Source organism: Janthinobacterium sp. CG_23.4 (genome assembly GCF_029892305.1).
Lineage (GTDB): Bacteria > Pseudomonadota > Gammaproteobacteria > Burkholderiales > Burkholderiaceae_D > Janthinobacterium > Janthinobacterium lividum_D.
The window spans coordinates 4946379-4958511 of sequence record NZ_JARXUX010000001.1 but is presented as its reverse complement, the minus strand read 5'-3'; the positions used below and the strand labels follow the sequence as shown (position 1 = coordinate 4958511).

At 61.8% G+C, this 12133-nt stretch carries 14 protein-coding genes and 1 tRNA gene; 10 read left to right on the top strand and 5 right to left on the bottom strand.

What is annotated here, in order from left to right:
- Nucleotides 1-68: 68 nt before the first annotated feature.
- Nucleotides 69-145, bottom strand: a tRNA-Pro gene (locus tag H4V96_RS22195).
- Between the two features lie 205 nt (nucleotides 146-350).
- Here H4V96_RS22195 and H4V96_RS22190 point away from each other — a divergent pair.
- On the top strand, nucleotides 351-941 hold the full coding sequence (locus tag H4V96_RS22190) for a hypothetical protein (RefSeq protein ID WP_196856516.1): 591 nt from the start codon (nucleotides 351-353) through the stop codon (nucleotides 939-941).
- 75 nt (nucleotides 942-1016) lie between these two features.
- Here the strand turns inward: H4V96_RS22190 and rsmI are convergent, their stop codons facing one another.
- Entirely contained in the window at nucleotides 1017-1925 is a 909-nt protein-coding gene (gene rsmI / locus H4V96_RS22185) for a 16S rRNA (cytidine(1402)-2'-O)-methyltransferase (RefSeq protein ID WP_010393976.1), read from the bottom strand.
- A 12-nt stretch (nucleotides 1926-1937) separates the two neighbouring features.
- Between rsmI and H4V96_RS22180 the strand changes: the two genes are divergently transcribed.
- From H4V96_RS22180 to H4V96_RS22150, 7 genes are all read left to right on the top strand, one after another.
- Nucleotides 1938-3305 carry a penicillin-binding protein activator gene (locus H4V96_RS22180; protein WP_280721164.1) on the top strand — a complete coding sequence of 456 codons (1368 nt, stop codon included), beginning with the start codon at nucleotides 1938-1940 and terminating at the stop codon, nucleotides 3303-3305.
- A 9-nt stretch (nucleotides 3306-3314) separates the two neighbouring features.
- On the top strand, nucleotides 3315-3674 hold the full coding sequence (locus H4V96_RS22175; protein ID WP_010393973.1) for a YraN family protein: 360 nt from the start codon (nucleotides 3315-3317) through the stop codon (nucleotides 3672-3674).
- 57 nt (nucleotides 3675-3731) lie between these two features.
- Complete coding sequence (locus tag H4V96_RS22170) at nucleotides 3732-4328, top strand: phosphoheptose isomerase (RefSeq protein ID WP_010393971.1); 597 nt, start codon at nucleotides 3732-3734, stop codon at nucleotides 4326-4328.
- Complete coding sequence (locus tag H4V96_RS22165; RefSeq protein ID WP_010393968.1) at nucleotides 4321-4995, top strand: BON domain-containing protein; 675 nt, start codon at nucleotides 4321-4323, stop codon at nucleotides 4993-4995. The genes H4V96_RS22170 and H4V96_RS22165 overlap by 8 nt, the downstream gene beginning before the upstream one ends.
- Before the next feature lie 70 nt (nucleotides 4996-5065).
- A complete protein-coding gene (locus H4V96_RS22160) occupies nucleotides 5066-5575 on the top strand; it encodes a TlpA disulfide reductase family protein (protein WP_196856514.1) in 510 nt (169 codons plus the stop codon).
- A 101-nt stretch (nucleotides 5576-5676) separates the two neighbouring features.
- Nucleotides 5677-6267: a sigma-70 family RNA polymerase sigma factor gene (locus tag H4V96_RS22155; protein ID WP_010393963.1), complete on the top strand. Its 591-nt coding sequence runs from the start codon at nucleotides 5677-5679 to the stop codon at nucleotides 6265-6267.
- Nucleotides 6264-6959 (top strand): anti-sigma factor, encoded by a 696-nt coding sequence (locus H4V96_RS22150; RefSeq protein WP_196856513.1) that lies wholly within the window; start codon nucleotides 6264-6266, stop codon nucleotides 6957-6959. The genes H4V96_RS22155 and H4V96_RS22150 overlap by 4 nt, the downstream gene beginning before the upstream one ends.
- Before the next feature lie 101 nt (nucleotides 6960-7060).
- Here the strand turns inward: H4V96_RS22150 and H4V96_RS22145 are convergent, their stop codons facing one another.
- Nucleotides 7061-7330, bottom strand: coding sequence for a PaaI family thioesterase (locus H4V96_RS22145; protein ID WP_334686043.1), 270 nt, complete (start codon nucleotides 7328-7330; stop codon nucleotides 7061-7063).
- Between the two features lie 246 nt (nucleotides 7331-7576).
- Here H4V96_RS22145 and H4V96_RS22140 point away from each other — a divergent pair, with 246 nt between their 5' ends.
- Entirely contained in the window at nucleotides 7577-7933 is a 357-nt protein-coding gene (locus H4V96_RS22140; protein WP_196856512.1) for a hypothetical protein, read from the top strand.
- A gap of 89 nt (nucleotides 7934-8022) precedes the next feature.
- Nucleotides 8023-10188: a TonB-dependent receptor gene (locus tag H4V96_RS22135; RefSeq protein ID WP_196856511.1), complete on the top strand. Its 2166-nt coding sequence runs from the start codon at nucleotides 8023-8025 to the stop codon at nucleotides 10186-10188.
- Between the two features lie 153 nt (nucleotides 10189-10341).
- On the opposite strand, the gene lipA is transcribed toward H4V96_RS22135, so the two are convergent.
- A complete protein-coding gene (lipA, locus tag H4V96_RS22130) occupies nucleotides 10342-11358 on the bottom strand; it encodes a lipoyl synthase (RefSeq protein ID WP_010393952.1) in 1017 nt (338 codons plus the stop codon).
- Nucleotides 11359-11395: 37 nt separating this feature from the next.
- A complete protein-coding gene (lipB, locus tag H4V96_RS22125) occupies nucleotides 11396-12112 on the bottom strand; it encodes a lipoyl(octanoyl) transferase LipB (RefSeq protein WP_010393949.1) in 717 nt (238 codons plus the stop codon).
- Nucleotides 12113-12133 lie beyond the last annotated feature (21 nt).

The following is a 12133-nucleotide window of genomic DNA, read 5'->3' as shown; positions in this document are numbered from 1 at the left end:
TCTGACCCCGGCAGTACAGACGAAAAAAAACCCAAGAGCCGAAGCTCTTGGGTTTTTTTCTACAAATTTGGTCGGAGTACAAGGATTCGAACCTTGGACCCCCTGGTCCCAAACCAGGTGCGCTACCGGGCTGCGCCACACTCCGAAGACCAAGATAATACAGGCCGTATCGACTTCGGTCAAGGGTCAGGTGAAACTCTGTGTAAATTATTTACGCCGGGCACAAGAAGCCATGTATTTTTCAAAGCTATGGAAGTATGCGACACTGACTAGGCAAGTTTTCCCGCTCAGGCATGAAGGCGACGACGGCAATGGATTTCAGTATAGAAAGAAGAGACGGTGGCCGGCCCATGCCAAGCCGCCGCAGCATGGTGCTGGGCATTGCCGTGTCCGTGCTGCTGCATGGCGCATTGGTCTATCTATGGCGCCATGTGCCACCGCCTGTCGCGCCGGATGCGGGTCCGCGCGTGGAGTCGATTGCCGTGTGGATACGTCCGCTGGCCGCCAAGCCCCCAGCGCCGCCTGTCGAAGTCGTCCAGCCAAAGCGCGAAGCAAGACCCATCATTGAGCCAAGGCGCGCCGCGACCCGCGCAGTGCCGACGCCAGCGGCGGCCACCGCGCCAGCACCGAGCCCGCCAGCCATCGCGCTGGCACCGGCAACGCCGGCAGCCAACTCGGATACCTTGCCGCAAGAAACCGCAAAATTCGACATGGAAGCGGCCAGGAAGACGGCGCGCAAGATGGCCGGCGAACGCGATCCATCCAAGGTGGGCACGGCCGTCGGGCAAATCCCCGACCAGCCGCTGGCAACGCAAACCCGACTCGCGCGCGATATCGCGCAAGGCAAGCGCGGCGATTGCCGCACCGCCTATGCAGGCGCAGGCTTGCTGGCACCCGTGCTGATGTTGCTCGACAAAAAGGATAGCGGCTGCAAGTGGTAAGGCGAGTGGTGAGACAAATGATGAGACAAGTGCAGAGGCTTACAAGATACCGGGATTGGGTAGCTCAGCATGCCCTTATTCTTGGCCCTTCAACTGCAGCGCCCGTTCATACAGGGCGTTTTTCTTGCGCCCCGTGATTTGCGCCGTCAGGTTAGCCGCTTGCTTGACGCTGCATTCAGCCAGCAGGATGTTCAGGATGCGTTCCGCTTCCACGTCTTCCGCGTCTTGCGCCTCGGTTGCGCCTTCGAGCAGGACGACAAATTCGCCCTTTTCGCGATGCGCATCAGCGCGTATCCAGCTTTCCGCTTCGGACAGCGGGCAGCGGTGGATTTCCTCGAACATTTTCGTCAGTTCGCGCGCAAACACCACCTGACGCGTAGGCTCGAACGCTTCTACCAGGGCTGTGGCGCAATCGAGGATGCGGTGCGGCGCCTCGTAGAACACCATCGTGGCCGTGACGCCGCGCAAGCTGTGCAGCATGTTTTCGCGCTGCTTGGCCTTGGCCGGCAGGAAGCCGACAAAGTAAAACTGATCATTCAACAAACCGCTGGCGGAAATGGCCGTGATGGCCGCCGATGCGCCCGGCAGCGGCAGCACGCGCAAACCCGCTGCGCGCACGGCGTCGACGATGCGCGCGCCCGGGTCGGAAACGGCGGGCGTGCCCGCATCGGAGACGAGGGCGATGCGCTCGCCGGCGTGCAGGCGGGCGATCAGGGTCTGCGCCACTTCACGCTCATTATGTTGATGCGCCGCAATCAATGGCTTGTTCAGGCCAAAGCGCGTCAGCAGGTGCGCCGTATTGCGCGTATCTTCACAGGCAACGGCGTCGGCAAGGCTCAGCAAGTGCAGCGCGCGCAAGCTGATATCGGTCACATTGCCGATCGGCGTGGCCACTATATACAATGTTGCGATAGGATAGACCTGGTGCGCCGCCTCTGTCATGATGGGCAGGCTGGCGATGGAACTGATTTCTTGTACGGTCATTTTGGAGGTTGAATGCTTGCTAATAGTGTGAAGTTACTGCTTGTTTGTGCCGCGACCGGCATGCTGAGCGCTTGCAGCACGCCTTGCGACGCGCCCGGCCAATTGTGCGCGCCTATTGAATCTAACACAAGGGCGCTGCCGCCACCGAAGCCGTTGCCACCACCCGTGCCGCCCAAGCCGCCTGCGCCAGAACCGGTGACGTTTGCCGTGGCCGTACCCGATATTACCGCGTATGACGGCAACGCTGCGCCGCTGGCGCCGAGCAAAAACAAGCCGGCGACCGGCACGCCGCTCGACATGCCGACGGCCACGGCGCCGGCACCGGCCGATGGCAATGTCCACCACATCGGCTTGCTGCTGCCGCTGCGCTCGTCTTCCTTGGGTCCGGCCGCCGAATTGCTGCGCGCCGGCTTCATGGCCGCCTATGCGCACGACCGCAGCGGCTTCGAAGTGACGGTGATCGACACGGGCGATGGCAGCAGCGATGTCCTGAACAAGTTTGCACAAGCGCAAGAGGAACAGGACGTCATCGTCGGCCCCCTGTCACGCTCGGCCGTCACGGCGGTGGCGAATAGCGACCTGGTGCGCAAGCCGACGATCGCCCTGAACCACCCGGACCACCGCGGCGAGGCGCGCCTGCCGGAAAAAATGCTCATCATGGGCCTGTCGATCGAAGCGGAAGCGCGCCAGGTCGCCGCCTGGGCCGCCAGCGAACAGCCGGCTGCCAGCGCGCTGATCCTGTCGGCCGGTTCGCCCTCGCAACGCCGCACCAGCGCCGCCTTCAAGCAGGAATGGCTGCGCCAGGGCGGCAAGATCGAAACGATGGACTTGACGGCCACGAATGGCTACCTGAGCGATGCCGAGCTGGTGCAGCTGCGCGCGCGCCTGGCCGCGACACCGCCTGGCCTGCTGTTTGCCGCGCTCGACGCTGACCAGGCGCGCCAATTGCGCGTGGCCATCGGCAGCGATTTGCCCCTGTATGGCACGTCGTCATTGAATCCCGGCACCGGACGCGGCGCCAGCGGTACGGAACTCGACGGCGTGCGCCTGCTGGACCTGCCATGGCAAGTGCAGCGCAACCATCCGCAAGTGATGCAGTATCCGCAGCCGCCGCAGCCAGGCGACGCCCGCCTGACGGCGGACATGGAACGCCTGTACGCGCTGGGCATCGATGCCTTCCGCGTGGCGCGCGAAGTGGCGCTGCGTCCAAACGCGCCGTTCACGCTCGATGGCGTGACTGGCCGCCTGGCCGTACGCTTCGAGAATGCGCAAAGCGTCTTCGAACGCACGGAGCAAGCTGCCAGCTACCAGCAGGGCGTACTGGGCACCTGGCCACCGGCCGCAGCGGCAACGCCGGCCGCCTTGCCACCGGCACAATAAGGATACGCCATGCTGCCCTTGCCTTTCCAAAATACACAGGCACGGGGACAGCAGGGGGAAGACGCTGCGCTCGCCTATCTGCGGCGACAAGGCTTGTTGCTGCTTGCACGCAACTATCGGTGCAAAGGTGGCGAACTGGACCTGATCATGCGCGATGGCCCGTCGGTCGTCTTCGTGGAAGTGCGGCTACGCAGCAGTGCCGCCTTTGGCGGCGCGTTGGCCAGCATCACGTCAAGCAAGCAGCGGCGCATGGTGCTGGCGGCGCAAAGCTGGCTGCTGACGCAAAATATCGTGCCGCCATGCCGCTTCGACGCACTCGCCATCGATGGCGGGCGCATCAGCTGGCTGAAGAACATCCTCGATATGTAAGCATTTTTAACCGTGCTTGTCCGCCATGCCGCGCGCCTGCACTATAATCGCCAGACTATGAATAATCAACGCATCCTCTCGCACTTCCACGAAAGTGCCGAACTCAAGATCCGGGCTGCTACCGTATTGGCGCAACCCATTGCGCAGGCGATCGACCTGATGTTCTATGCATTGTCAAACGGCAACAAGATCCTGGCCTGCGGCAACGGCGGTTCCGCCGCCGACTGCCAGCATTTCGCGGCCGAGCTGGTGGGACGCTTCGAACGCGAGCGCTTTCCGCTGCCGGCCCTGGCGCTGACGACCGATACCTCGATCCTGACGGCCATCGCCAATGACTACAGCTACCGCGAGATTTTCTCGAAACAAGTGCAGGCCTTCGGCCAGGCCGGCGATATCTTGCTGGCCATCTCCACGTCGGGCAATTCGGCCAACGTGATGGCAGCAGTAGAAGCGGCGCTCGAGCGCGAAATGCGCGTCGTGGCGCTGACGGGCAAGGACGGCGGCGCCATCGGCAAGATGCTGACGGATGCCGACGTGCATATCTGCGTGCCGGCCGAGCGCACGGCGCGCATCCAGGAAGTCCACCTGACCACCATACACTGCATCTGCGACGGCATCGACGTCGCCCTATTCGGAGGAGACGTGAATGACTAAATTCGCTACTGGCCCAGGCTGGAAACGCGTACAACGCCCACTGGCTACCGCTTTGCTGTGCGGCGCCATGCTCACCTCGCTCACCGGCTGCATCGAACTGATGGTCGGCGGCGCAGTGATGAGTGGCGTTGCTGCGGCAGACCGCCGTACCCTTGGCGCCCAGACCGAAGACAAGTCGATCGCCCTGAAAGGCGAATCGCGCATCCCCTCCATCGTCGGCGATGCCGGCCATGTGAACGTCACCAGCTTCAACCGCCGCGTCCTGCTGACAGGCGAAGTGCGCGATGAGGCGATGAAAAATGCCGTCGAGCGCGAAGTGCGCAATATCGAAGGCGTGGAATCGGTGGCCAATGAACTGATCATCGCCGGCCCGGCCAGCTACACCTCGCGCTCGAACGACGCGCTGATCACCACCAAGGTCAAGGCCAGCCTGGTGGACATGAAAACCATCTCGGCAGCCTCGTTCAAGGTCGTCACCGAAAACGGCAGCGTCTTCCTGATGGGCCGAGTCACCCAGCGCGAAGGCATGGTCGCGGCCGACGTAACGCGCGGCGTAGGTGGCGTGCAGAAAGTGGTCAAGCTGTTCGACTACATTTCGGAAGCGGAGCTGAAGCAATTGCAGCCCGATCCGATACCGGGGCGCGTCAACAACGCCGTCGGACAGTAGGCCCGCCAGGCCGTACACAAAACGATGGGGCTATAATGGCCCCATCGTTACGTTATCTGGTGTGAAAACTATGTCGACATCGACTGCCAAATCCTGGAGCAAGCCCGCGCTATTTTGTATTGCATTGATGGCTGTCGCTGCGGTGGCGTTTCTGAACAACAAACAAAGCGCGCCGGACGTGACCTTCCACGGCATCCATGGCGAAAAAATTACGTCAAGCAGCCTGCGCGGCAAGGTCGTGATGGTCAATTTCTGGGCTACCTCCTGCACCACATGCGTGGCAGAAATGCCGGAAATGGTCGACACCTACAACAAGTACAAGGGGCAGGGACTGGAATTGGTGGCCGTGGCCATGAAATACGATCCGGCCAACTACGTCCTTAATTTCGCCGAAACGCGCCAGTTGCCCTTCAAGGTGGCGCTCGACGTGACAGGTGAGGCGGCCAAGGCTTACGGCGACGTGGCCCTCACACCCACCACCTTCGTGCTCGACAAGCAGGGCAAGATCCTCAAGCGCTACGTGGGCAAGCCAGAATTCGCCGAATTGCACAAATTAATCGAGAGCGCCATCGCCGGCTGATCCGACACTGGCGACACTGGCCGCAAAACCTTGTTGCCAGCTGTTGCACGTATGTTATAACCTTCCCTCGCGTGATCCCATTCACCTTATGAAGGCCAGCCGTGTCCCTAGCCGCTCAATCGCTCGACCCGCAACAACTGAAAACCTGGCTACTCGCCAGTGGCAACAAGGACGCCACGGCGTTCCGTCAACTATATCACGCCACATCATCGAAACTGTTCGGCTTCGCGCTGCGTATATTGCATAAGCAAGAGCTCGCCGAAGAAGCCTTGCAAGAGGGTTTCGTTGCCATCTGGAACAATGCCGCCACTTACCAGAGCCATCTGGCGGCGCCGATGACCTGGATGGCCACCATCGTGCGCAACAAGGCGTTCGATGTGCTGCGGCGCAGCGACGATACCGTGGAAATCGATGCCGAACAGTTTGATAGCGAAGTCATGAATGCACTCCAAGACCCCCAGGCCACGCCCATCGAAGCACTGCAGCTGAGCAGTGATGCCAAGGCGCTGGCGTTTTGCATGTCGGCCCTGGACGGGCTGCATCGGCAAGTAGTCGCCCTGGCGTTCTATCATGACCTGTCGCACAGCGAAGTGGCGCAGCAGATGTCGCTGCCGATCGGCACCGTCAAGACCTGGATACGGCGCAGCCTGGAACGGCTGCGCACGTGCCTGGCGAAACGGGAGGCAACATGAATATTCGCGGCAATGACAGCTTGCGCCAGAAACTGGCGTCCGAATACGTGCTGGGCACCCTGAAAGGCGGCGCGCGCCGGCGTTTCGAAGGCTGGCTGCACAACGACGCCGATTTGCGCAATATCACGGCCGAATGGCGCCAGCGCCTGGAACCGATGGCGGAGTTTGCCACGTCCGTGGCGCCGCCCAAGCGCGTCTGGCAACAGATCGAGCAGCGCTTGCACCTGGCGCCCCAGGGCGGCTGGTCATTGTTGCGCGATTCGCTGTCATTCTGGCGTTCGCTCGGCATGGCCTCAAGCGCCATCGCCGCGCTGCTGGTGATCGTCGTGGCCACGCGCGTCATGGACACACCACAGATCAGCTATGTGGCCAGCCTGACGGACGAGAAAGCGCAAACAGCCCTGCTGCTGACGGCCAACAGCCGCCAAGGCGGGCTCGAGGTGCGCATGCTGGGCAACGCGCCCGTACCTGCTGATCGCGACCTGGAACTGTGGGCCGTGCCGAAGAGCGGCAACCCGCGTTCGCTGGGTCTGCTGGCCGATAAGGGCAACATGAAACTGGCCTTGCCGCAGCGAGGCATCGGCAACGACGTAGCCACGATGGCCGTTACCCTGGAACCGAAAGGCGGGTCGCCCAATCCGAACGGACCGACGGGACCGGTTTTGTATAAAGGTAACTGGGTGAAAATCTAGCGAACCCAAGCAAGGGCTGGGGTCGTTCCCTTCGGGATCGGAATTTCCCCCATTGGGGAAAATTTCCCCTGCAGGGTACGACCCCGGATTTTGCCCTTCGGTTACTTGGGATACAGAATCATCTGCGTGCAACGGAACAGGGCGATGGTCTTGCCCATTTCCTTGCTTTTCACCACGGCATCCCACACTTGCGTGTTGCGGCCCTTGGGCTCGACTTTCGCCGTGCAGGTGAGCGTGCCTTCGCAGGCCGTGCCCAAGTGGTTCGATTTGAACTCGATGGTGGTGAAATTGTTCGCGCCCTCGGGCCGGTTGCCGATACAGCCATAGCCGGAAGCCGTATCGGCCAGCGCCACCACGCTACCAGCGTACAGCTAGCCATCCGGCACCAGCAGAGGTGACAGCACGGGTAATTGCGCCGCCAGCTGGCTGGAATAGCGGCATTTCCGCAGCATCCTGGAAGAGCTGCGTCCAGGGCTGGCCATCGTGCTTCGCGGCCGGCTTGCGCCAGCACTACGGCCTGCCCCAGCGCGACTTGCGCGTCATCCTGTCAGGTCGCTCTGGCGCAAATCACGCAACAAGCGCCAACAGCGCAGCAATTTTCTTGCTACTATATCCCCATGCCTTCCCGCCAGCCCACCCGCAAGCCTTATGGCAAGCCTGCCCATCACGGTGCCGCCGCCCTGGCGCGCGCACCATGGCAGCTATGCCTGGCCCTGTTCAGTGCGCTTGCCCTCGTGTTCATGCTGTCGACGGCAGCCTCGCACCTGCACAAGACGAGCCTCGACGCGGAAGAGTGCGCGCTGTGCGCCACGGCCATCGACAAAGTGGCCGATATCGCCGCGCCGCCGGCCATCACCGCGCCACCGGCCCAATTACTGCCCTACCGCTTGCTGGCCATCGCGCCAGCCACCCTGGCCCCCGCCGCCACACGCATCCTGCCGCCCGTGCGCGGTCCGCCTGCCGCCTCACTGTAGTTCGTACGCTTTTTTATCCTTTTCAGGCTGCAGCGCCGCGTCCCCATGCGCGCCGTGCCGCCTGGCGTTGACTATTTTCGAGGTATGCCATGCACCACACACCACGCCTGAGCGCACTGTCGCTCGCCCTTGCCAGCCTGTTTAACCTTTCCGCGCATGCCGCTGAGGCAAACGAAACCTCCAGCGCCGCAACGGATGGCGCACCACAAGAGATGCAAAAGGTGGAAGTCACCTCCGCCCACTTGAAAAATGCGCGCATCGCGCTGTCGCCGAAAGTCGGCACCACCATCTACAGCATCGACAGCCACATGATCGACATGCTGGGCCAGGGCGACAATACGCCATTCAATGAAGTGCTGCTGCGCCTGCCGGGCGTATCGCAAGATTCGAAGGGCTCGGGCGCCCTGCACGTGCGCGACGACCATGCCAACGTGCAATACCGCATCAACGGCGTACAGTTACCGGAAAGCATCAGCGGCTTTGGCCAGTCGATCGACACGCGCCTGATCGACAAGACCGATTTCATGACGGGCGCCTTGCCGGCCCAGTTCGGCCTGCGCACGGCGGGCATCGTCGATATTGAAACGAAGGAGGGCGGCCTGACGCCAGGCGGGCGCATCGGTATCATGCTCGGCAGCTACGACCATGTAGAACCGAGTGCTGAATTTTTCGGCAGCGTAGGCAAGTTTAATTACTACCTGTCCGGCAGCTATCTGGGCAATTCCCTGGGCGTGGAAAACCCGCAAGACACACGCAGCGCCCTGCACGACAAAACGCGGCAAAACAAATCGTTCGGTAGCCTCTCGTATTTCCTCGATGACAACACGCGCCTGGGCGCCATGTTCGGCACGTATAACGGCCGCTTCCAGATCCCGAATAACCCCAACCAGGCGCCCGCCTTCTCGTTGGATGGGCACAGCGATGCGCAGGCGGGCACGTCGAGCTTGCCATCATCGCAATTGCATGAAAACCAGCACGAAGTTAACCGCTTCCTCGTGCTGTCGCTGCAAAAGAGCCTGGGCGACGTCAATTACCAGGTCTCGGCTTTCCACCAGTATTCGGCACTGCACTTCACGCCCGATGCCATCGGCGACCTGATCTACAACGGCGTAGCCTCGGACTCGCGCCGCACGAACCGCGCCTCGGGTGCCCAGTTCGATATCAGCTACAAACTGCATCCCGAGCATACCGTGCGCGCGGGCCTGGCCTACACGCGGCAGAAGACGACGAGCGACAACACGGTGGCCGTGTTCCCCGCCATTGACGGCGCGCAAACCGCCACCACGCCCATCTCCATTGCCGACAACAGCGGCAAGACCGGCACCCTGGCGAGTTTTTATCTGCAGGATGAATGGCGTATCAGCAAGCCCTTGACCCTGAACTACGGCGCCCGTTACGACAAGGTAGCGGCCTACACCAGCGAGCAGCAATGGAGCCCGCGCGTCAACCTGGCTTACCAGATCGCGCCGGGCACGGCCCTGCACGCGGGCTATTCGCGCTACTTCACGCCACCGCCGCAGGAATTGGCGGCCCAGGGCAGCATCGACCTGTACGCGCACACGACGAATGCGCCGGAAATCGGCCAGTCGGACAACGTCAAGGCCGAGCGCACGCATTACTACGATGTGGGCATCAGCCACCAGGTCAATTCAAAACTGACCGTGACGGCCGACGTGTACTATAAAAAGATCCACAATCTGCTGGACGAAGGCCAGTTCGGCCAGGCGCTGATCTTGACGCCATTCAATTATGCGGATGGCTACGCCAAGGGCCTGGAGTTGTCCGCCATCTATAGCGAGAAAAACTGGGGCCTGTTCCTCAACGCCAGTACGCAAAAGGCGCAAGGGCGTAACATCAATTCGGGGCAAGCGCTGTTTGGTGCCGCTGAGTTGAACGCCATCAGCAAGCACTATGTCTACCTCGATCATGACCAGAAATACACGCTGTCCGGCGGTGGCCATTATCACTTCGGTGATTCGCAAGTGAGCGCTGACTTTCTCTACGGCAGCGGCCTGCGCATGACCCCAGACGGTGGCGCACCGAATTCCGGGCATTTGCCGAGTTACTTCACCGTCAACACGGCACTCACCCACACCTGGAAAAATACGCCGCTCGGCAAGGTGGAGGGACGCCTGGCCCTGGTCAACGTGTTCGATAAATCCTACCTGCTGCGCGACGGTTCCGGCGTGGGCGTGGGGGCGCCACAATACGGCGCCCGCCGCAGTCTGTACGCCGGCCTGTCGACGAGCTTTTAAGCGATAGGCGCGCAGTCAGGTTGAAGGCGCGAAAAGGGATTTGTCGGCAGGACAACGCGGTCGCGCCGCCTACGCATGCGGCGCCTGCGCCAAGAGCAGGCAAGAAAAAGCCGCCCGGCTTTGCAGCGGGCGGCTTTTTCTGGCGCAAGAGACTTAGAAATTGAGCGCCGACTCCACGCCGGCGCTATGCGCCTGTTCGTCCGCATGGTAGGAGCTGCGCACCATGGCGCCCACGGCAGCATGCGTGAAACCCATTTTATAGGCTTCTTCTTCGAACATTTTGAATACGTCCGGGTGCACGTAGCGGCGCACGGGCAGGTGGCTGTTCGATGGTGCCAGGTACTGGCCGATGGTCAGCATGTCGATATCGTGCTCGCGCATGTCGCGCATCACTTGCAAGATTTCCTCGTCCGTCTCGCCCAGGCCCACCATGATGCCGGACTTGGTTTTCACGTCCGGGTACATGGCCTTGAAATCCTTCAGCAGTTTCAGCGAGTGCATGTAGTCCGAACCGGGACGCGCTTCCTTGTACAGGCGCGGCGCCGTTTCCAGGTTGTGGTTCATGACGTCAGGCAAGCCATCCTTGAACAGGTTCAACGCTTTTTCCAGGCGGCCGCGGAAGTCGGGCACCAGCACTTCGATGCGGGTGTTTGGCGACAGGGCGCGCGTTTGCTGGATGCACTCGACGAAATGGCCAGCGCCGCCGTCGCGCAAGTCATCGCGGTCGACGGAAGTGATGACGACGTAGTTCAGGCGCAGCTTGGCGATGGTTTTCGACAGGTTGGCCGGCTCTTCCTTGTCCAGCGGGTCCGGGCGGCCATGGCCGACGTCGCAGAACGGGCAGCGGCGCGTGCACTTGTCGCCCATGATCATGAAGGTAGCCGTACCCTTGCCGAAGCATTCGCCGATGTTCGGGCAGCTGGCTTCTTCGCACACGGTCACCAGTTTGTTTTCACGCAGGATATCCTTGATTTCATAGAAGCGGGTCGATGCCGAGGCGGCCTTGACGCGGATCCAGTCCGGCTTTTTCAGGCGCTCGACTTGCTCGATTGGAATGATCTTGATCGGGATGCGCGACGTCTTGCTGGCGCCTTTTTGCTTTTCGCTCGGGTTGTACGCGGCAGCGGCGGTCGCGGCGGGGGCGGTGCTGGAAATGGTCTCAGAAGTCATGGCTGCAAGCCCTTGACGGGCGTGTTGGTTTGTTTGCTCAGGCATCCGCTGCCTGAGGCGCGCCTGCGGCGCTGTTTACTTCGCTTACATCGAGTAATACGGTCAATTCATGGGCCAGAGCCCGCTGCACCTCGGCCAGCGGCGCCAACACGCCCATGCTGCGCATGTCCACCGTCTTCAGGCCGGAATAGCCGCAGGGGTTAATCCAGGAAAACGGCGCCAGATCCATCGCCACGTTGAGCGATACGCCATGGTAGGTGCAGCCGTTGCCGCGCACTTTCAATCCCAGCGCGGCGATCTTCGCACCCTTGCTTGGTCCGCCGGCGATGTAGATGCCGGGCGCGCCATCGATGCGCTCGCCTGCGAGATTATACGCCGCCAGCACATTGATGATGGCTTGCTCGATTTTATGCACGAACTGGCGCGCATACAACTTGCCGCCCGGCTTGTTGCGGCGCAAGTCCATCAGCAGGTAAATCACCACCTGGCCGGGACCGTGGAAGGTCACTTCACCGCCCCGGTCCGTCTGCACCACGGGTATCGCATTTTCTTCAATCGCGGCGCCCGCCAGCAAATGGCCGCGGTCGGCAGCCAGGCCCAGGGTGAACACGGGCGGATGCTCGACGATCCACAGTTCATCGCGCGTGTCCGTCGTGCGGGCGTCGGTAAAGGCGCGCATGGCGGCAAAGGTCGGCTCGTATTCGACGCGGCCCAGCTCGCGGATCAGCGCCGCTTCGGTTCGGGTGGTGGTCATGACAGATTCTGTAATCAGCTG

Bases quoted from the DNA above. Each gene is read 5' to 3' on its own strand.
- H4V96_RS22170 (WP_010393971.1), top strand. From the start codon at position 3,732: ATGAATAATCAACGCATCCTCTCGCACTTCCACGAAAGTGCCGAACTC.
- H4V96_RS22190 (WP_196856516.1), top strand. From the start codon at position 351: ATGCCAAGCCGCCGCAGCATGGTGCTGGGCATTGCCGTGTCCGTGCTG.
- H4V96_RS22150 (WP_196856513.1), top strand. From the start codon at position 6,264: ATGAATATTCGCGGCAATGACAGCTTGCGCCAGAAACTGGCGTCCGAA.
- lipA (WP_010393952.1), bottom strand. From the start codon at position 11,358: ATGACTTCTGAGACCATTTCCAGCACCGCCCCCGCCGCGACCGCCGCT.
- H4V96_RS22175 (WP_010393973.1), top strand. From the start codon at position 3,315: ATGCTGCCCTTGCCTTTCCAAAATACACAGGCACGGGGACAGCAGGGG.
- rsmI (WP_010393976.1), bottom strand. From the start codon at position 1,925: ATGACCGTACAAGAAATCAGTTCCATCGCCAGCCTGCCCATCATGACA.
- lipB (WP_010393949.1), bottom strand. From the start codon at position 12,112: ATGACCACCACCCGAACCGAAGCGGCGCTGATCCGCGAGCTGGGCCGC.
- H4V96_RS22165 (WP_010393968.1), top strand. From the start codon at position 4,321: ATGACTAAATTCGCTACTGGCCCAGGCTGGAAACGCGTACAACGCCCA.
- H4V96_RS22160 (WP_196856514.1), top strand. From the start codon at position 5,066: ATGTCGACATCGACTGCCAAATCCTGGAGCAAGCCCGCGCTATTTTGT.
- H4V96_RS22140 (WP_196856512.1), top strand. From the start codon at position 7,577: ATGCCTTCCCGCCAGCCCACCCGCAAGCCTTATGGCAAGCCTGCCCAT.
- H4V96_RS22135 (WP_196856511.1), top strand. From the start codon at position 8,023: ATGCACCACACACCACGCCTGAGCGCACTGTCGCTCGCCCTTGCCAGC.
- H4V96_RS22180 (WP_280721164.1), top strand. From the start codon at position 1,938: ATGCTTGCTAATAGTGTGAAGTTACTGCTTGTTTGTGCCGCGACCGGC.